Origin of the sequence: Pseudomonas sp. lyk4-TYG-107, assembly GCF_030209055.1 — a bacterium.
Taxonomy (GTDB): Bacteria; Pseudomonadota; Gammaproteobacteria; order Pseudomonadales; family Pseudomonadaceae; genus Aquipseudomonas; species Aquipseudomonas putida_A.
The window spans coordinates 333,256-352,797 of record NZ_JARVST010000002.1; the positions used below are offsets into that span (position 1 = coordinate 333,256).

The following is a 19,542-nucleotide window of genomic DNA, read 5'->3' on the forward strand; positions in this document are numbered from 1 at the left end:
CAAATAGGTTGTCAGGGGAGAAAAAAACGCCGAGGTTGGACGACTCAGCGTTTTTTGGCTTTCTCATAGACACTGCTGCGCTCGCGTTTTCCCACAGCGACTACCGAAACGACGATTCGCTCATCTATCACTTGATAGACCAGACGGTAACCAGAAGCCTTCAGTTTGATTTTGTAGCAGTCAGGCATTCCATGAAGCGCATCAGCCGATACCCTTGGCAGCGATAACCTTTCAGCGAGCTTTTTCTTGAATTGATCTCGCAGCGTATGACCCAGCTTGCTCCACTCCTGATGAGCAGACGGCAGAAATTCGAGCTTATAGGTCATCCAGGTTTACCGAAATGGGGGTTTCATGACTGCGGGAACGGACGATCTCAGCCAATTCCAAATCATCAAGCCGCTCCATCATGGCTTCGTAGACATCGGCTGGCACCATGTAACCCATGACGCGATTATGGTTCAGCACAGCCACAGCACCACCATGTGCGCCACTCAGCACTGCTGATGGATTTTTCTTCAATTCGGAAACACTGACCGCCATATCGGCAAGAACACTTTGCATAATAAAAGACCTTAATTGAGGTCGTGATATTGGTCTATTTATACCTTCCATACAACCGAAAATGTGCTCAGCCGCCAAGTGGTCATCCCTCCCGCCCCTTGCGCAACAGCACGTTCAGCTGATCCACCACCTCCGCCCAATCCGCATCATCAAGAATCTCGCCGCGCAAGAAGTCCGCCTGACTTTCGCTCCAGAAAAACGCGTCCGCCAAGTGCAGTTCGGGTTTGAGCGGGGAATGGGTGGCGATGAATTGGTCGATGCTCACCGGGTCGCTACTCAGGCCGAGCTGCTCGAAGAGGGATGGCAGGCTGTGGGTTGGCTGCTCCATGGAAGACTCCTTCAAAAATGCGGTGGGTGGGAGATCATTCGCGAGCAGGCTCGCTCCCACAGGGGATTGCGGTCAACCTGTGGGAGCGGGCTTGCTCGCGAAGGCGTCCGCGAAAGCGCTACAAAACTTAATGACTCAACTCCCGCACCTCGGCACGCGGCACCATTTTCAGAAACTCGGGCATGCTCATGTGCAGCAGGTAATTGTGGTTGCCGGCTTCCAGGTAGATGTCTTTCTGCCGGGTCAACAGCGGGTCGATGACCATGTCCAGGCCGTAGGAATCACCGAGCGGCGGCACCGCGCCGCGTTCGCAGTCATCGAAGATATGCGCCAGGTTGCTCTCCCGGGTGATCTGCCATTCGCCGCGAATGCGCACTTTACTCAAGTCCAGATGCCGACTGGCCGGCAGCACGGCCATCAGGTAATGCCCGTGGTGGTCGTCGAGAATGACTGACTTGGCCACGCGTTCGGCGGGCACCCCGGAAACCCGCGCGGTTTCCAGGCTGCTGGCCGAGTGGCGGTGGGCCACGATGTCATATTCGCAATGCGCCCGGTTCAGGCTGCTCTGCACTTTTTTTGCCATACGCATGCTGCACCTCGGTGTCCCGCTGAACGTTGTGCCTGTTCTGCTGAGTCTAGTTCGGCCAGTTGCTGATGAAGGGAAATCCGCTCATTGGACACATCCGCTTATTGATCAAAATTCATCCGACGTCAGGCTCAACTAGACTTAAGGAAACACCCCCATGACTCTCCCGGAGGGTCACGTGAACAGCCGATGTTGCACGTTTTTCCTGATACTGCTGGCCAGCGGCTCAGCCCTCGCGGCTGATGTCCTGCCGACGGCGGTCAATCCGGTCGGCCTGTGGCTGATCACCCTTGGCATTGCCTTTCTGATCGCCGAAGCAGCGCTGCCCAACTACGGGGTGATCGGCCTCGGCGGAATCATCATGTTCGTCATCGGTGCGCTGATTCTGGGCAACGCCGAGTTGCCGGTGCCGATGATCATCGGCCTTGGCCTGGTCAGCGCCCTGCTGCTGATCGCGTTGATCGTCCGCGCCTTGAAAACCCGCCCGCGCCACGCCGTCAGTGGCGATGCCGGGCTGGTCGGCAGCGTGACGGCGGTGACCACCGTGCAAGCGCAAAACGCCCACAACGGCTGGGTGCAATTGCAGGGTGAACACTGGCAAGTGCAGAGCACGACACCGCTGCACGCCGGGCAATCGGTGCGCGTGGTCGGGCGTAAGGGCTTACTGCTGAAAGTCGCCGCGACTGACGCGGTGCGACACGGAGAGTGATCATGGGTCTGCAAATCGGTTTCGTTGCACTGCTGCTGTTGGTGATCGCCCTCGCCGGGTCGACCTTCCGCATCCTGCGTGAGTACGAGCGCGGCGTGGTGTTCCAGCTCGGACGGTTCTGGCAGGTCAAGGGCCCGGGGCTGATCCTGCTGATTCCGGTGGTGCAGCAAATGGTCCGGGTCGACCTGCGCACCGTGGTCCTCGACGTGCCGCCACAGGATGTGATCACCCGCGACAACGTCTCGGTGAAGGTCAATGCGGTGCTGTACTTCCGCGTGCTCGACCCGCAGAAGGCGATCATTCAGGTCGAAGACTTTCTCTCGGCCACCAGCCAACTGGCGCAGACCACCCTGCGCGCGGTGCTCGGCAAACATGAGCTGGATGAACTGCTGGCCGAACGCGAGCAGTTGAACATCGACATCCAGCAGGTGCTCGACGCCCAGACCGACGCCTGGGGCATCAAGGTCGCCAACGTCGAGATCAAGCACGTCGACCTCAACGAATCGATGGTGCGTGCGATTGCCAAACAGGCCGAAGCCGAACGCGAACGCCGGGCCAAGGTGATCCACGCCGAAGGCGAACTGCAGGCCTCGGAAAAACTCATGCAAGCCGCCGAAATGCTCGGCCGCCAGCCCGGTGCCATGCAATTGCGCTACATGCAGACCCTGAGTTCGATTGCCGGCGACAAGAGCTCGACGATCGTCTTTCCGTTGCCGATCGAATTGCTCAAGGGGATGGCGGATTTGTCGGGCAAATCCTGAGCCTGCGATCACCCGCCCGGTTTATCGGCGCTCGGCTCCCTCACGTACAAACGTGCAAATGCGCCGCCTGCATGGACATCGCTCTGCCGCTGCCAGCCTTCAGGCAACGCGGCAAACTCATCGGGTTCATCCAGCGTGCCGATCAACCACATCCGCGTGCTGCCCTTGGACACGTCGCCAAGCTGATCGAGGAAAACCTCCTCGCCGACCAAAGTGCCAAATCCGTAGGCATTGGGACGCGTGGAACGCCCATCCGCCGCTGGTGGCGTATACAGACGGATCTGCGCGTCAGTGCGGTTGTAGTAGATGTAGCTGAGGTACCACATCATGTCGCTGGTGACGATCCGGTCACCCTCGGTGAAGTGTCGATTGACGTAGTCGACCAGCACGCTGAACTGATCATTGCTGTCGACCGTGGCGTTGTTCTTCACACCCACCAGTTCGACCCCGACGAACAGCACCAGAATCGCCAGCGCCAGAACGCGAGAACCTATGTACAGCCGATCAATCGCCAGCGCCACCAGCATCGGCAACCCCAACGCATAGGCCGTCAAATACCGCTCGATGAACACCGGCGAGATGAACGACACGCCAAACACCAGCAGAATCGGCATCACGCTGTAGCACAGCAACAACAAGCTGCCGCGAAATACGCTGCGATCACGATGCAGGGCAACGGCAATCACGGCTACCAGCGCCAATGGCAAAAGCAAAAACAGCCACCCCGGCAAGGTCATGCCGTCGTCCTGGATCAGCAACGACCAGACCATCGACGGCAATGAGCTGACGGTCACCGGATCTTCCCAGCCTATGTCATTGCTGGCCTTGAGTTCCGGGATGTGCTGCAGCAGATCAAGCAGGTTGGGCACCCACGGCATGTACAGCAACGCGATGCTCAAGTTGGCCAGCCACCAGGCCGGACGCTGTATATGCCGCAGCCGATACCCCGGCTGCACGCGCACCGCTGTCAGATACAGCCAGTGGCTGATCACGCACAGAACGGTGAAGTAGTGGGTGTAGAACGCTGCCGTCATCAGCAGCGCATAGGCCACCAGATAGCGATGCCGACGCGGCTGGCGCACCCAGTAGACCAGCGCGATCGTCGCGCCGATCAGCCACATGCCGAGCAGCGAATACATGCGCACTTCCTGGCTGTAGCGCACGGCCGTGGGCAACAACGCCAGCAACAGCCCGGCCAGCAACGCAGCGCGACGGGTGGCGAGCAGATCCACCAGCCACACACCGAGACCGACGGTAATGATCCCCGGCAGCGCACTCATCAAGCGAATGGACAGGATGCCGTCACCGAACAGCCCGATCCAGCCGTGCAGCAGCAGGAAATACAGCGGTGGGTGCACATCGTGGCCCGCTAGCCCCCAGATCTCGGCCAGTGGAAACTGGCTCAGCAGGACGCTGGAGCCTTCGTCGAACCAGATCGCCGCCGCCGTCAGGTCGAAAAAACGCACCGCCGCCGCGAGCAGCATGATCGGTAACAACCAGTGCTCTCTGGCCCAGCGAAGCAGACGCAAGGCCACCAGCCATGCACCCGGGACCGCGCGCGGATCCTGCGTGTCGCCAACCGGCGTTTCTCTGTGTGCCGCCATTGCATCCTCTTGCTGTGCCGGAATATCGCGAACGGATGGAGCCGAACCTGCCCGTCACTTTAGGTCAGCCACAGGAGAGCCGTCGATGGCGGTGTGCGCTTTCACGACATCCGGCACCCCGGCCAATCCCAAACAGCCCTCGGCATTTCCAGTTCAGGCCATCAGCGCCGCGCCACCTCCCCCGCCGGATACACCGACTCCCAGCCCCCGCCCAACGCCCGGTACAACCCGACCATCGCCAGCGAAACGCCGGTCGAGCTTTCCACCCACTGCTCCTGAGTCGCCAGCAACGCGCCTTGCACGGTGAGCACGTTGACGAAATCGACCACACCTTCGACGTACTGCTGCTGTGCGGTGCGCAGGGCGATCTGGTTCTGGCGTACGGCTTCGGCGAGGCTGTCGCGGCGGCGTTGGCTGGCGTTGTAGGCCGTCAACTGGTCATCGATTTCATGCCAGGCGCGCAGCACGGTCTGCTGGTAGGCGATGGCCGCTTCCTGTTGCTGGGCTTCTCGCAGTTGAAGCATGCCGCGCAGCCGTCCGCCGTCGAACAGCGGCAGGCTCAATTGCGGGCCGATGCCGAATGCGCGCGAGCCCCAGGAGCCGAAATCGCTCAGTTGCATCGCTTGCGATCCGAGGTTGCCGGACAGGGTGATGCGTGGATAGAAATCCCCCTTGGCCACGCCGATGTTGGCGGTGGCGGCATGCAGACGCGCCTCGGCCTGCCGGATGTCCGGCCGGCGTTCGGCCAGCTGCGACGGCAGGCCGATGGCGACTTGCAGCGGTGACTGCGGCACCGCGCCGTCTGTGGATAACTCCTTGGCCAGGGCCTGCGGCGGTTCGCCCATCAGCAGGCTGATCGCGTTGATCAATTGCGACTGACGCTGCTCGAGGGCCGGCAGGCGCGATTCGATGGCGGAAACCTGCGCGGCGGCTTCGGCGACGTCGAGATCGGTTGCCACACCATCGCTCAGGCGCAGTTGCGAAAGCTTGAGGCTGTGCCGGGCGACGTCGAGGTTCTGCTCGGTGACGGCGCGAGTGTTTTGCACGCCGCGCAGCTGGATATAGTTCTGCGCGGTTTCGGCCAGCACTGCCAGCAGCACACCGCGTCGGTCGTTTTCGGCGACTTCGAGGTTGGCATCGGCGGCTTCGGTTTCACGGCGCACGCGGCCCCAGAAATCCAGTTCCCAGGACGCGGAGAAACCGGCGTCCCACAGGTTGAAAGCGGAATCGCCGTTGTGCCCGGACGGGTCATTCAGGCCTTCGCCACTGTTGCGTTTACGCGCGTAGCTGCCGGTAGCGGCGGTGTTCGGGTAGCGATCCGCGGTGATCACCTGGCGCGCGGCACGGCTTTGTTGCAAGCGGCTGCTGGCCAGTTGCAGATCGAGGTTGCTGTTCATCGCCCGCTGGGTCAGAGCTGAGAGTTGCGGGTCGTGAAAAACCTCCCACCAGCGTTCGTTCAGCGGTTCGCTGACAGCCTGGCTGGGGGCGGATTTGGCGGGTTTGGCCCAGTCGGCGATCTGCGTGGCTTCGGGCTTGCGGAAGTCCGGGCCGACGGTGCAGGCACTGAGGCCAAGAGCGAGCAAGGCACCGAGTGCGAGTTGCTGCCACTGGCCTCTTCGCGAGCAAGCCCGCTCCCACATTGGGTAATGCGTTCCCCCGGTGGGAGCGGGCTTGCTCGCGAAGGCGTCAGTTCTATCAAAACTGTTCATCGCTGAGTCACCTCACGTTCCGCCGGCGCCGAACGGCGAGTATCGATACTCGCCTCCACCGACATGCCCACACGCAAACGCTCGGCCAACGGCTGACCCGGTTCAAGTACGATCTTCACCGGAATCCGCTGCACGACCTTGGTGAAGTTACCCGTGGCGTTGTCCGGTTTCACCGCGGCGAATGTCACGCCAGTCGCCGGGGCGATACTTTCGACGCGGCCGCTCAACGCTTCGCCGCCGAGACTGTCGACGCGTACCTGCACGTCCTGCCCCGGCTGCACGTCGGTGAGTTGGGTTTCCTGAAAGTTGGCGACCACATACGCCTGACGCAACGGCACCACCGCCAGCAGCTTGCTGCCCGGCGTGACATAAGCGCCGACACGCACCGCGCGCTCGCCGACCATGCCGTCCTGCGGCGCAGTGATGCGCGTATACGACAGCTCGAAACTGGCGATTTCCAGCGCCGCCTGCGCGTGCTTCAGATTGCCTTCGGCAGCATCGCGCTGCGCCGTGAGAATCTCTACCTGCTTACGCTCGGCCGCCAGTTTCGCGCTGGCGGTATCGAGCCGAGCGGTTGCCTGATCAATACGCGTGCGGGCCTGTTGCGCGTTCTGCACCGTGCCGGCACCTACACCGGCGAGGTGGTTGTAGCGATTGAGTTCCTGCTGGGCGAAGGCCATTTCTGCCTTGGCCGAGACCACCGAGGCCTGCGCCTGAGCAATCACCGACGTCTGCCGCTCCAGCGTGGCCTTGGCGTTTTGCAGCTGAGCGCGGGCGACCAGGGTTTGCGCATCGGCCGCTTCAGCGGCGGCGCGCAAATCGCGATCATCGATCAGCGCCAGCAACTGCCCGGCCTTGACCTGCTGGTTGTCTTCCACCAGCACTTCCTTGATGAATCCGGCCACGCGCGGCACCACCAGGGTGAAGTCGGCGGAAACAAACGCATCGTTGGTGTTTTGCTGGGTGCGCTTGCCGAACAGTCCCGGCACCGCCAGGTACAGCAACACGCCGACCGCCAGTGCGGCCGCCACGGCCACCGCGAGTTTTTGCTTTGCTTGAGTCGTCATAAAAACCTTCGGTATCAGTGAAGCAATCAGGTCGGCGCACGGGGCGGAAAGATCCGCGTCGGCAGCCAGAAAATCAGCAGGATCAGCGCCACCGCGACGCCAGCCATGCACACATAGAGATCAGAGGAAGTCAGCACCACGGCCTGTTCATGCAGGCGATGGGCGAGCCCCGGGTCGCTGCGATCGGCCAGCGGTGAGTTGCCGAGGTTGTCGATCAACATGGTCGAGTGGAAATGCAGGCGCGCAGTGGTCAGCGCCTCAATGACTCCGGTGGCGATCACCGCCGCCAGGCCTTTCACCGTGTTGAACCACGCGGAGGCGAACGGCCCGTCCTGCGGCTGGATGCTGCCGGTCGAGAGCATCAACAGCGGCAGCACCGACATTGGCTGACCGAAAATCTGCAGCCATTGCAGGACGTAGAAATTGTCGCGGATCCACTCCGAAGTCAGCAGCGAGCCCCCCATGCAGGACAGGGTCAACATGCTCAAACCGATGCCGAGCACCCAGCGGCAATCGACCCAGCGCAAGTTGCACAGCGCCGCCACCAGCGGCAGCGCGATCAGTTGCGGCAACGCGGCGATCAGCATGATCGGCGCGGTCTGCACCGGGCGATAACCCTGGACCTGCGCCAGATAGCTCGACGGGATCAGCACCACCGCCTGCAACACCACCAGCACCCCGGCCAGGGTCATCAGTGCAAACGACAGGTTGCGGATGCCGAGCATCTGCAACTTGAAAAACGGAATCGGCTGCGACCATTCATTGATCAGAAACGCCACCAGCAACAGCGAACCGGCGCCGAGCAAACCGCAGATCAGGCTCGACTCGAACCAGTCCAGCCGATTGCCTTGCAGCAAGCCGATCACCAGCATGCAGATCGCCGGAAAGCCCAGCAGCAGGCCCTTCCAGTTGAAGGTCTTGAGGCGCTCCAGGCGCAGCGGATCCTGCGGAATCCCCCAAGCGACCATTGCCATGGCAATCAGGCACGGCACGATGATTTGCCAGAACGTCCATTGCCAGCCGACGTATTCACTCCATAAGCCAGCCAGCGGCGTGCCGAGACCCGGGCCGAACGTCGCCGTCAGCGCATAACCGGCCAGACCATAGAGTTTGAAATTGGCCGGCAGAAAGCGCAGCGCAACGGTCATCAGCATCGGCGGCAACGCGCCGCCGGCCAGCCCTTGCAGGGTGCGCATCAGCAGCAGGCTTTCGTAATTCGGGGCGAACGGGCACAGCACGCCGAGCAGCGTGAACAGGCTGATCGCGCAGAGGGTGAAACGGCGCAGCGAAAAGGTCACCGAGCACCACGGCGCGAACGCCATCGCCGCCACCGAGGTCGCGGCGTAGCAGGACACCAGCCAGGTGCCTTCGTCATAACCGATGTTCAGCGCGCCCCGAATGTCGGCCAGTGCGACTTTGGTCACCATTTCGTTGAGGCCCGAGACCAGCACCGCCAGCAGCACACCAACCAGGCCGGTGATGATCCGCGCCCCGAACACCGGTGGCGCAGCCGCCGTCGCCGGACTGGCCGCAGCAATGGGCGCCGGAACCGACAGGGATGTCATGGATACACACTCCGGAAGGAAAAATACCGGAGCATTTTAGTAAGGCTTACTGCTGACGAAAATTGACTTATTGGCAGGTTATAAGTGCGCTCAGTGCAGCAATGAATATCCAATGTGGGAGCGGGCTTGCTCGCGAAAGCGGTGGATCATTCAACCTGTGCGGTGCCTGACACGACGCCTTCGGGAGCAAGCCCCCTCCCACACGGACTCTGCTTGTATCAGGGTTGCGTGGCCAGCCACGTCTCGTCACAACACGCCTTGAGCGTTTCGCGCAGCCAGCGGTGCGCCGGGTCCTTGTCGAAGCGCGGGTGCCAGGCCTGAGTCAGCATCAGCGTCGGCAACGGAATCGGCAGATTGAACGAACGTAGCTTCAGGCCCAGTCGGCGCACGCTGAGCAACGCTTCCTTGGGCACCGGCAAGATCAGGTCGGAATCGGGCAAGGCAAACATCGCCGCGTGGAAGCTTGGCGCAATCACCGCCACCCGCCGCTCCAGACCCAAGGCGTTCAACGCGGTGTCGATGGGGCCGCGAGCAATGCCACGGCGCGACATGCTGATATGCGAGTAACCGGCATAGCGCTCAGCAGTGATTTCGCCGTCGAGCAGTGGATGATCCTCTCGCACCAGGCCGACGAAATGCGTGGAAAACAGGTTCTGCACTTTGACTTCCGGGGTTACCGGACGGGTGTTGCTGACACTCAGATCAATCCGACCTTCGCGCAGCGCTTCGTCGTCGCCATCGCCCTCGGGGACGAAGCGCAACTCGCAGTGTGGCGCCTGCTGGTCGAGGGTATCGAACAGCTTGCCGCCATATACGCCAATGAAAAAGTCGTTGGCGCGGATGCTGAAGCGCCGGCGCAGGGTGCCCAGATCCACGCTGTCGGCGGAGCGAAACAGCAGCGCCGCCTGCTCGACGACATCGCGCACCTGCTCGCGCAATTCGAGGGCTTTGGGGGTCGGCACCAGGCCGCGACCGGCGCGTACCAGGATCGGATCGCCGATCGCCTCGCGAATGCGCGTCAGGGTGCGGCTCATGGCGGCGGGGCTGAGGTTCATCCGCCGCGCGGCGCCGACCACACTGCCCTCGTCGAGCAGAGCGTCGAGGGCGACCAGAAGGTTCATGTCCGGGAGTTGCATGCAGAGCACTCGTGGCTGATCTGGATTGATCCGGGCGCAATGCTAGCAAACATCCTTCAACTTCGCGGCGGCTGTAAGGACGCCATCGCTGGCAAGCCAGCTCCCACAGGATTTTCGGCGGTCACAGAATGAGTGAACGCCACAATCCCTGTGGGAGCTGGCTTGCCAGCGATGGGGCCAGCTCAGTCAATACACATCAGCGCTGCATGCCCCAGCGTTTTACGGTCACCCGCTCCAGCGTATCGAACACCAGATTCTCCACCAGCAACCCGATCAGGATCACCACCGCCAACCCGGCAAACACCTTGTCGGTGTACAGCTCGTTGCGATTCTGGAAGATGTACCAGCCCAACCCGCCCTTGCCACTGGTGGCACCGAATACCAGTTCGGCGGCGATCAGCGTGCGCCAGGCAAACGCCCAGCCGATTTTCAGCCCGGCGAGGATCGACGGCAGCGCTGCCGGGATCAGGATGAACAGCACAAAACGCATGCCCTTCAGCCCGTAATTACGCCCAGCCATGCGCAGGGTTTCCGAGACACCGAGAAAACCGGCGTAGGTGTTCAACGCCAGCGCCCACAGCACTGAATGCACCAGCACGAAAATCAGACTGTTCTGCCCCAGCCCGAACCAGAGCAAGGCCAGCGGCAGCAAGGCAATTGCCGGCAGCGGATTGAACATTGAGGTCAGGGTGCTCAGCAAGTCGCGACCGAACTGGGTCGACACCGCCAGCGTGGTCAGGGCGAACGCCAGCACGATGCCGATCAGATAGCCCTTGATCAGCACCACCAGCGATATCCACACCTTGCCCAGCAGCTCGCCGCTGAGCAGGCCGTCGTACAGCGCATGGCCGGTCTGCAGAAAGCTCGGCAGCAACAGGTCGTTGTTCTGCACCCGGGCGATCACTTCCCAGAGGATCGCCAGCAGAATCAGGATCAGGCTCTTACGCAGCCAGCCCTGTTGCCACAGGCGTTGCGCCAACGGCAATTCGCGCTCAAGCGGCACGCTGGTCAGTGGTTCAAGGACCGTTTCAAACTCTTGTCGTACAGACGATGGTTGGCTCATCGGGCAATCCCTCCAGAACGCTCAATAAGCGATACGAATGTCGTTGAAGTCATGGTCACGCTCGGTTTCCGGCGACTGGCCTTCATCGAACAGCAAACGGTGAATGCGCCGCGCCGATTCCTGAAACGCTACGCCGCCGAGGCTTTGCAGATCGTATTGATGGCTGTGCACTTCAGCGCGCACCCGCCCCGGATGTGGCGACAGCAGCAGGATGCGATTGCCGACCACCAGCGCCTCTTCAATCGAGTGAGTGACGAACAGCAAGGTGAAGCGCACCTCCTCCCAGAGCAGCAGCAATTCTTCCTGCATCTTGCGCCGGGTCAGCGCGTCCAGCGCGGCGAACGGCTCGTCCATCAGAAGGATTTTCGGCTGCATCGCCAACGCCCGGGCAATCGCCACCCGCGCCTTCATGCCGCCGGACAAGGTGTGGGGATAGGCGTCGGCGAATGCCGCCAGTCCGACTTTTTCCAGATAGTGCAATGCACGTTCTTCGGCGTCTTTTTTGTTCAAGGTTCGCGAGGCCAGCAGCGGAAACATCACGTTCTGTTTCACGGTTTTCCACGGCGGCAGTTGATCGAATTCCTGGAACACCACGATCCGGTCCGGACCGGGTCCATCGACCCGCTGACCTTGCAGGCGAATCTCGCCTTCGCTCGGCGCAATGAAACCGGCGGCCGCCTTGAGCAAAGTCGACTTGCCGCAGCCGGACGGGCCAAGCAGCACGAAGCGATCTGCCGGATCAATTTCGAAACTGACCTGATGCGTGGCGCGCACCACCCGTTGCGGGGTGCGGTATTCGAGGCTGACGTTATCCACCGCCAGCAGCGCTTGCGTACTGGCGACCGGGTTGCTGGCCGCGTGGCCTTGCAAAGGGGCATTCATCTCGATCAGCTCCCCTGCAGCGGTTTGGCGTCCTGGAAGAAGTAGTCCTTCCACGATTCCGGTTTGTTCTTGATCGCACCGACGCGGTAGAGGAATTCGGCCAGTGGATAGGTATTTTTCGGCGTGACGCTGAATTCGAATTGCGGGTTGTCGATGATTTTCAGCAGCTCGGCGCGGTCGATCTTGGCCTTGGTCACGCGGATGTACGTGTCCGCCGCCGCGCCCTTATCGTTCTGCGCAAATTGCGCGGCTTCGGTCAGCGCTTCGACGAAGGCCTTGTAGGTTTTCGGGTTGTCGTTGCGGAATTTCTCGGTGGCGAACAGCACGGTTGGCGAGTTCGGGCCGAGGATGTCGTAGGAGTTGAGCACCACGTGCACGTTCGGGTTCTGCAGCGCCTGATCCTGGAACGGTGGGTTGGAGAAATGCCCGGTCAGCTCGGTGCCGCCGGCAATCAGCGCAGCGGTCGCATCCGGGTGCGGCACGGCGATGGTGTACTTGTCGAGGCGATTGAATTCCTTGTCACCCCACTGTTTGGCCGCCGCGTATTGCAGGAAACGCGACTGCACCGAAACGCCCACCGCCGGCACCGCAATGCGGTCCTTCTCGGTGAAATCGGCAATGGTTTTGACCTTGGGATTGTTGCTCACCAGGTAGTACGGGAAGTTGCCCAGCGAGGCGACTGCCTTGACGTTCTGCTTGCCGTGGGTGCGATCCCAGATGGTCAACAGCGGGCCGACGCCGGCGCCGGCAATGTCGATGGAACCGGACAACAGCGCATCGTTGACCGCCGCGCCGCCCGAGAGCTGCGTCCAGTCGACCTTGATGTCGAGGCCTTGCTGCTTGCCGTACTTTTCGATCAGGCCCTGATCGCGCACCACATTGAGCAATAAATAGACAATCCCGAACTGTTCGGCGATGCGGATTTCACCTTCGGCGTGGGCCACGGTCGGCGCCACCAGGCTGCCGGCAAGCAGGCTGAAACCCAGGCCGATGGCCGCCGCCAGCGGTGCGAATGGAAGACGTTTGGACATGATCGAATCTCCGGCAAATCAGAAAGGCGCGTCGCCCTGAATGGTCGTGCGATACAGCTTGCGGCGCAGGTGCGCTGGGCAGCCGGCGGCGAGGTGGATCAGCGAACGGTTGTCCCAGAACACCATGTCGTGGGGCTGCCACTGGTGGCGGTAAATGTTTTGCGGCAGCACGCTGTGGGCGTAGAGCTCGGCGAGCAGTTGTTTGCTCTCGTCCTCCGGCAGACCGACGATGCGGGTGGTGAAGCCTTCGCTGACGAACAATGCCTTGCGGCCGTTTTCCGGGTGGGTGCGGACGATCGGATGCACCACTTCGGCGACCTGCGCCAGTTGTTCCGGGGTCAGGGTCGGACGCCAGTTGCCTTCGAATTTGGTTTCGCTGTAGCGCGCGGTGTAGGAATGCGCGGCAGAGCGGCCTTCCACGGCTTTGCGCAGCGCCTCGGGCAGGTTGTCCCAGGCTTTGTGCATGTCGGCGAACAGCGTGTCGCCGCCCTCGGACGGCAACTCCTGGGCATGCAGCATCGAGCCGAGACTCGGCAGCTCTTTATAGGAAAGGTCGGAGTGCCAGAACTTGCCGGCGTCGCCCAGACCGATGTTCTGGCCGTTCTCGACGATGTTGGAAACGATGAGGATTTCCGGGTGATTGGCCAGCAGGAACTGCTTGAGTACGTGAATCTGCAACACGCCGAAGCGGCGGCTGAAATCGATCTGCTGTTGCGGGGTGATGCGCTGGTCGCGGAACACCACCACGTGGTGATCCAGGTGCGCACGATGAATGCGCGCGAAGTCCTGATCGTTGACCGGCCGGGTCAGGTCCAGGCCGATGATCTCGGCACCGACGGCACCGCTGAACGGACGAATTTCAAAGGTTTGCGGCGCGGCAGTCGCGGCGCTTGGGGTGGCAGTAGCTGCGGACATCTTTCAATCTCCCACGCACGGCGCGCTCACAGGCGCGCACGTCGATCAGACACTCACGCTGGATTGCGTGTTGGTTCAGGTCGTGCGGCGCGCCGATTGGTCGGCAGGTACGCAGGTGGATGACTTTAAAGCTATAAGAACTGGAAATTAAATACCGTTAATGAATAACTATATGGCGGATGGTGAGGAATGGACTGGATGGTGAGTGACGGTTTGTGTCACTTCTAGGCGTAATGTGGCAACTTCACTGGCGCCTTCGCTGGCAAGCCAGCTCCCACAGTTTCCGATGTCGAGCACACAATCGTGTTCCAACCGAAAACTCTGTGGGAGCTGGCTTGCCAGCGATGAGGCGGTAATGACCACTAGAGAATTAACGCTCGTGCAACGCCTCGGCCCGCGCCCGGATGATCGGCTTGAGCAGATAACTCAACACCGACTTCTTGCCAGTGATGATATCCACCGACGCAACCATCCCCGGGATGATCAGCAACGGCTTGTCATCTGTGCCCAGATGGCTGCGCTCGGTGCGCACCTTGATGATGTAGTAGGTGGTTTTCTTGTCTTCGTCGGTGATGGTGTCGGCGCCAATCTGCTCCAGTTTGGCTTTGAGCCCGCCATAAATGGTGTAGTCGTACGCGGTGAATTTGACGATCGCTTCCTGCCCCGGATGCAGGAACGCAATGTCCTGCGGACGGATCTTGGCTTCGACCAGCAAGGTGTCATCCAGCGGCACGATTTCCACCATGTCGCTGCCCGGCTGGATCACGCCGCCAATGGTGTTGACCAGCAACTTGTTGACGATGCCGCGTACCGGCGAGGTGACCAGCGTCCGGCTGACCCGGTCTTCCAGGGCCTTGCCGGTGGCCTGGGCCTTGTTCAGGTCGGTGCGGGCTTCGTTGAGCTGGGTCAGCGCATCGCTGCGAAATTTGCCGCGAGTCTCGTCGATCTTGCGCTGGACTTCCTTGATGGCCGATTCGGCGCGCGGGATCGCTAGCGTGGTGGCGTCGAGCTGACCACGGGTTTCGACTTCGGCACGCTTGAGCCGCAGCACTTCAACAGGTGACACCGCGCCCTGCGCCACCAGCGGCTCGGACATGTTGATTTCCTGACGTTGCAGGCCCAGTTGCTGGCGGTATTGCGCCTGTTTGGAGCTGAACTCGCGCAGCTCTTGCTGACGCTGGATCAACTGCTCCTGCAAACCACCGATCTCGTCGTGCAGTTGCTGACGCCGGCTGATGTACAACGATTCTTCGCTTTTCGCCTGACCCGGCACGGCTTTGAGCACGTCTTCCGGGAAATTCAGCGGACGGTCATCGACCTCGGCGCTCAGACGCTCGACGCGCAGCAGCATAGACAGCCGATCAGCCTCGGTTTCGCCGACGTTGGAAGCAAATCGCGTGTCGTCCAGACGAATCAGCGGTGCGCCGGCCTCGACGATCTGACCTTCCTTGACGAACATTTCCGAGACAATCCCGCCCTCAAGGTTCTGGATTTTCTGGATCTTCGACGACGGAATCGCCTTGCCGTCGCCCTTGGTCACTTCGTCGATCACGGCGAAGTTGGCCCACAGCAGCAGGAACAGGAAGAAGCCGATGATTGCCCAGATGGTCAGGCGCACGACGCGCGGGGCGTCCTCGATCAGCGCCTTATTGACCTCCGGCAGCGGCTGGCCCTGCAGCGAGGCAGAACCCTTGAAGTAGCGACGGATCGACTCTTTGACACCCGACTTAAGCAACACTGATCTGCCCCTTCTTCAACGCTTCCATCACGGCGGCTTTCGGGCCATCGGCGAGAATCTGTCCACGGTCGACCACCAGCAGGCGGTCGACCAGCGACAGCAGCGAGGCCCGGTGCGTCACCAGCACCACGGTCTTATTTTCAACGACGGCGGCCAGACGCTGCTTGAGGCGTTCTTCGCCGGTGTTGTCCATGGCGCTGGTCGGTTCGTCGAGCAGCAGGATCGGCGGGTTGAGCAGCAGCGCCCGCGCCAGAGCAACGTTCTGCCGTTGGCCACCGGACAGGTTCTGCCCGCGCTCGCCGACTTGCAGCTCATAACCCTGCGGGTGCAGGCGGGCGAATTCGTGCACGCCGGCCAGTTCGGCGGCTTGCAGTACCAGCTCGTCTTCTACATAGCGCGCGCCGGAGACCAGGTTGTCACGCAGGGTGCCGGCCAGCAGCTGGATGTCCTGCGGCACGTAGCCGATGTTGTAGCGCAGCTCGCTGACGTCGATCTGGCGGATGTCCACGCCGTCCACCAGCAATGCGCCGTCGTCCGGTTGGTACAGGCCGACCAGCAGTTTCGCCAACGAACTCTTGCCCGAGCCGCTGCGGCCGATGATGCCGATCTTCTCGCCGGGACGAATCACCAGGTTGATGTTCTTCAGCGCCGGGTTCTGCTGTTCCGGGTAGGTGAAGTTCAGCTGACGACACTCGATCGCGCCCTGCAGCACCTTGCGGCTCAGCGGACGTTCTTCGAAATTGCGCTCCTGCGGCAGCTCCATCATCTGGTCGACGGAAGTCATGGTTACCCGTGCCTGCTGGTAGCGGGTCAACAGACCGGACAGCGAGGCCAGCGGGCTGAGCGCACGGCCGCTGAGCATGTAGCAGGCAATCAGACCGCCCATGCTCAGGTTGCCGGCGATGATCTGGTACACGCCGAAGACGATCATGATCACCCCGGCCAGTTGCTGGATCAGCAGGGTGATATTCATCGCCAGACCGGAGAGCATTTTCACCCGCAGTTCGAGGCGGCTGAGGGTGCCGATGGTCTGCTCCCACTGATACTGGCGTTCGCTTTCGGCGTTGTTGACCTTGACCGCGTCGAGGCCGGCGAGGGTTTCGATCAGGCTCGACTGACGCTCGGCGCCGAGCGCCATGGTGCGTTCCATGGTCGCGACCAGCGGCTTCTGCAACGCATAACCGATCAATAGCGCAATCGGGAACGCCAGCACCGGAATCCACACCAGATGCCCGCCGAGAATCGCGATGACGATGAAGATCAGGATGGTGAACGGCAGGTCGATCAGGCTGGTCAGGGTCAGCGAGGCGAGGAAGTCGCGCAGGCTCTGAAACTCATGGATGTTCTGCGCGAAGCTGCCGACCCGCGCCGGGCGGTACTTCATGGCCATGCCGACGATCCGCTCGAACAGCGTCGCGGAGATGATCAGGTCGGTTTTCTTGCCGGCCAGATCCAGGCACAGGCTGCGCAGGCTCTTGAGAATCAGATCGAAAATGTAGGCACCGGTGATGCCCAGCGCCAGCACCCACAGGGTCGCTTCGGCCTGGTTCGGCACCACGCGGTCGTAGACGTTCATCACGAACAGCGGTGCGGCCATGGCGATGATGTTGATCAGGAAACTCGCGGCGATCGCATCGGCATACAGCCAGCGTGAACGCTTGAGGGTGTCGCGAAACCACGAGCGTGCACGCGGGATCAGCGTGCCGTGGTTGACGTCGAATTTGTGCTGCGGCTGGGCGAAGAACACTTTGCCGGTGTAGTCGTCAGCCAGCAGTTCGCGGCTGACCACCGATTCGCCGCCGTCGCTTTCGCTGAGCAGCACCCGGGCTTCGTTGTCACCTTGCCAGCCGAGCAGGACGGCGCTGCGGCCATCCTTGAGTAGCAACAGCGCCGGCATGGCAATCGCCGGAATCTCTTCCAGCTTGCGTTGCAGCACCCGACCCTGCAGCCCGGCGCGAGCCGCTGCGCGGGGCAGCAACTCGACACTCAGGCGCTGCTTGGGCAGCGGCAGGCCAGTGGTGAGCATCGCGGCACTGGCCGGCTTCTGGTGCAACATGCATAGAGCGAGCAAGCCATCCAGTAACGGATCGTCGTGCATCGCGCGCGGATCATGAATGAGTTGAACTCGACTGACTTCTGATTCCACGCTCGGCACTCTTGGCTAACAATTGAACAATGAAGGTTCTGCTCAATTCATACCGGGCAGTTGAACCTTCGGCTTCACATCGTTCTGCACGACGGATGCCAATGGTGCGACCACTCCCTGGCTCTTGAGCAACTCGCCCATGGTCGCCTTGATTCGATACTGAGTAAATAACTGAATGTTCTTGATCTCGGCCAGACGGCGCGAAGCGGTGAACAACTCGTTTTCGCTGTCGAGCAAATCGAGCAGGGTGCGCTCGCCGAGGCTGAACTGACGCTGGTAGGCGGTACGCACGGCGGTGCTGTGATCAACGTACTGCTGAGCGATCGGCACCTGCGCATTGGCGTTGTTCAGGGCGTTCCAGGCCAGGCCCAGTTCTTCGTTCAACTGACGCAGGGCGTTGTTGCGGATGTCCAGCGCCTGGTTCGACAGGTACGACTTGGATTCCAGATCGGCCTTGTTGCTGCCGCCCGCGTACAGGTTGAAGCGCATGCGCAGCATCGCCTGCCACTCGTTGTTGTGGCCGTTCTGACCGTCGAGATCGTTGTCGGCAGTGCGACCCAGCTCGGCGTCGAAACGTGGGTAGAACGTCGACTTGGCGGTTTCGTACTGCTTCTCGGCAGCAGCGATATCGGACTCGGCCGAGCGCAGGATCGGGCTGTTTTCCAGCATCTGCGTACGGGCTTCATTGAGGTTGGCCGGCATCATCGCCATGAACGGCGCCGGGCGCTCCAACTGGTCAGGCATCTGGCCGACGGCACTGAGGAAGTTGGTCTCGGAGTCGGCGAGGTTGGTCTGTTCGGTGATCAGGTTGTTGCGGGCCTGAGCCATCCGCGCTTCAGCCTGATCAAGGTCAGCGCCGCTACCAACGCCGCGCTGGGTGCGTAGCTGGATCTGATCGTAAATGCGTTGGTGGCTCTTGAGGTTCTCTTCGGCCAGACGCACGAATTCGCGGCGGGTCAGCACGTCCAGGTAAACCTGGGCGACGGTCAGCGCGGTGCGCTCGGAAGTGCCGAGCAGCGAGTAGGCGCGGGAGTTGACGGTGGCTTGTTGACGCCCGACTTCGCTGGACGTGGCAAAACCGTCAAAAACCATTTGCGAGAGACGTAAACTTGACTCGCTGCGGTTCAAAGTTTCCCAGTGGTTGCCGCCACCGTTGGCGCGCGTGGTCACGCTGTCAGTGCCCTCACGGCCATAACCGCCCAGCAGATCGACCTTGGGCAGGTATCCCCCTTTGGCTGCCTTTAACTGATAATCCGCGGCCAAACGACTGTTGACCCCCGCCTGGATTTCCGGATGGACATCCAGTGCCTGTTGCATGGCTTCTGGTAAGGATTGTGCTTGGACGAAAGAGGCGGCGAGGGCGAACGGTAGAGCCTTGAACAAGTGCAAACGCATGGTAAAGATTTCCCAGGACTTCTTGTCTTGAATCACAGCAAAACGTGCTGCTGCGTCGGATGATTGGCAACCGGAATGACCGTATGTCGGAAAGTTCAAAATAGGAACTGGATCACACGCTGAGGGACAGGTCGCCGCGGAAATATCAATGTGACATTAGTGGGGCGATTGTTTAGGATGGCACCCAGAAGGTCAATAGTTTGGCATAAAGTTAATAGCGAAAGAATCTAGCCAAATTATTGACGCAGAACAGCGTCAATCTTGATTCGCAAATTTTTAAAGTACGTCCAGACTGAATCGGCGCCAAAGCCATCAGGCTATGGAAGTCAACTGAACGTGACACCCG

18 protein-coding genes are annotated in these 19,542 nt (G+C 61.2%); 2 read left to right on the forward strand and 16 right to left on the reverse strand.

Annotation, left to right across the window (positions count from 1 at the left end; genetic code table 11):
* Window positions 1-44 precede the first annotated feature (44 nt).
* The 4 genes from QRN61_RS03260 to QRN61_RS03275 form a co-directional block, all read right to left on the reverse strand.
* The gene (locus tag QRN61_RS03260) at window positions 45-326 is read right to left on the reverse strand and encodes a type II toxin-antitoxin system RelE family toxin (protein ID WP_285373205.1); all 282 of its coding nucleotides are present in this window, start codon (window positions 324-326) and stop codon (window positions 45-47) included.
* Window positions 316-561 carry a type II toxin-antitoxin system Phd/YefM family antitoxin gene (locus QRN61_RS03265; RefSeq protein ID WP_183784476.1) on the reverse strand — a complete coding sequence of 82 codons (246 nt, stop codon included), beginning with the start codon at window positions 559-561 and terminating at the stop codon, window positions 316-318. The genes QRN61_RS03260 and QRN61_RS03265 overlap by 11 nt, the downstream gene beginning before the upstream one ends.
* Before the next feature lie 82 nt (window positions 562-643).
* Window positions 644-889: a DUF2789 domain-containing protein gene (locus tag QRN61_RS03270; RefSeq protein ID WP_183784474.1), complete on the reverse strand. Its 246-nt coding sequence runs from the start codon at window positions 887-889 to the stop codon at window positions 644-646.
* A 127-nt stretch (window positions 890-1,016) separates the two neighbouring features.
* Window positions 1,017-1,478, reverse strand: a complete 462-nt coding sequence (locus tag QRN61_RS03275; protein WP_285373207.1) for an aminoacyl-tRNA deacylase — start codon at window positions 1,476-1,478, stop codon at window positions 1,017-1,019.
* 154 nt (window positions 1,479-1,632) lie between these two features.
* Here QRN61_RS03275 and QRN61_RS03280 point away from each other — a divergent pair, with 154 nt between their 5' ends.
* Both QRN61_RS03280 and QRN61_RS03285 read left to right on the forward strand, forming a co-directional pair.
* On the forward strand, window positions 1,633-2,184 hold the full coding sequence (locus tag QRN61_RS03280) for an NfeD family protein (protein WP_285373209.1): 552 nt from the start codon (window positions 1,633-1,635) through the stop codon (window positions 2,182-2,184).
* Window positions 2,185-2,186: 2 nt separating this feature from the next.
* Window positions 2,187-2,945: a slipin family protein gene (locus QRN61_RS03285; protein ID WP_003220464.1), complete on the forward strand. Its 759-nt coding sequence runs from the start codon at window positions 2,187-2,189 to the stop codon at window positions 2,943-2,945.
* A gap of 8 nt (window positions 2,946-2,953) precedes the next feature.
* On the opposite strand, the gene QRN61_RS03290 is transcribed toward QRN61_RS03285, so the two are convergent.
* The 12 genes from QRN61_RS03290 to QRN61_RS03345 all read right to left on the reverse strand — a co-directional run bounded on the left by QRN61_RS03290 (window position 2,954) and on the right by QRN61_RS03345 (window position 19,196).
* Window positions 2,954-4,549: a glycosyltransferase family 39 protein gene (locus QRN61_RS03290; protein WP_183784471.1), complete on the reverse strand. Its 1,596-nt coding sequence runs from the start codon at window positions 4,547-4,549 to the stop codon at window positions 2,954-2,956.
* Window positions 4,550-4,710: 161 nt separating this feature from the next.
* On the reverse strand, window positions 4,711-6,258 hold the full coding sequence (locus tag QRN61_RS03295) for an efflux transporter outer membrane subunit (RefSeq protein ID WP_179353330.1): 1,548 nt from the start codon (window positions 6,256-6,258) through the stop codon (window positions 4,711-4,713).
* Window positions 6,255-7,325 carry an HlyD family secretion protein gene (locus QRN61_RS03300; RefSeq protein WP_096796930.1) on the reverse strand — a complete coding sequence of 357 codons (1,071 nt, stop codon included), beginning with the start codon at window positions 7,323-7,325 and terminating at the stop codon, window positions 6,255-6,257. The genes QRN61_RS03295 and QRN61_RS03300 overlap by 4 nt, the downstream gene beginning before the upstream one ends.
* A 26-nt stretch (window positions 7,326-7,351) precedes the next feature.
* Window positions 7,352-8,890, reverse strand: coding sequence for an MFS transporter (locus tag QRN61_RS03305; RefSeq protein WP_027611121.1), 1,539 nt, complete (start codon window positions 8,888-8,890; stop codon window positions 7,352-7,354).
* A 218-nt stretch (window positions 8,891-9,108) separates the two neighbouring features.
* Window positions 9,109-10,026 (reverse strand): LysR family transcriptional regulator, encoded by a 918-nt coding sequence (locus tag QRN61_RS03310; RefSeq protein ID WP_027611120.1) that lies wholly within the window; start codon window positions 10,024-10,026, stop codon window positions 9,109-9,111.
* A gap of 196 nt (window positions 10,027-10,222) precedes the next feature.
* Window positions 10,223-11,089 carry an ABC transporter permease gene (locus tag QRN61_RS03315; protein ID WP_041070932.1) on the reverse strand — a complete coding sequence of 289 codons (867 nt, stop codon included), beginning with the start codon at window positions 11,087-11,089 and terminating at the stop codon, window positions 10,223-10,225.
* 21 nt (window positions 11,090-11,110) lie between these two features.
* Window positions 11,111-11,971, reverse strand: coding sequence for an ABC transporter ATP-binding protein (locus QRN61_RS03320; protein WP_027611118.1), 861 nt, complete (start codon window positions 11,969-11,971; stop codon window positions 11,111-11,113).
* Between the two features lie 5 nt (window positions 11,972-11,976).
* Window positions 11,977-13,002 carry an ABC transporter substrate-binding protein gene (locus tag QRN61_RS03325; RefSeq protein ID WP_285373210.1) on the reverse strand — a complete coding sequence of 342 codons (1,026 nt, stop codon included), beginning with the start codon at window positions 13,000-13,002 and terminating at the stop codon, window positions 11,977-11,979.
* 18 nt (window positions 13,003-13,020) lie between these two features.
* Window positions 13,021-13,917, reverse strand: a complete 897-nt coding sequence (locus QRN61_RS03330; RefSeq protein WP_097086774.1) for a TauD/TfdA dioxygenase family protein — start codon at window positions 13,915-13,917, stop codon at window positions 13,021-13,023.
* Between the two features lie 370 nt (window positions 13,918-14,287).
* Entirely contained in the window at window positions 14,288-15,655 is a 1,368-nt protein-coding gene (locus QRN61_RS03335; RefSeq protein WP_285373211.1) for an HlyD family type I secretion periplasmic adaptor subunit, read from the reverse strand.
* Window positions 15,645-17,801 carry a type I secretion system permease/ATPase gene (locus QRN61_RS03340; protein ID WP_027611114.1) on the reverse strand — a complete coding sequence of 719 codons (2,157 nt, stop codon included), beginning with the start codon at window positions 17,799-17,801 and terminating at the stop codon, window positions 15,645-15,647. Before QRN61_RS03340 ends, QRN61_RS03335 begins: the two co-directional genes overlap by 11 nt.
* Before the next feature lie 42 nt (window positions 17,802-17,843).
* Window positions 17,844-19,196 carry a TolC family outer membrane protein gene (locus QRN61_RS03345; RefSeq protein WP_285373212.1) on the reverse strand — a complete coding sequence of 451 codons (1,353 nt, stop codon included), beginning with the start codon at window positions 19,194-19,196 and terminating at the stop codon, window positions 17,844-17,846.
* Window positions 19,197-19,542: the final 346 nt, after the last annotated feature.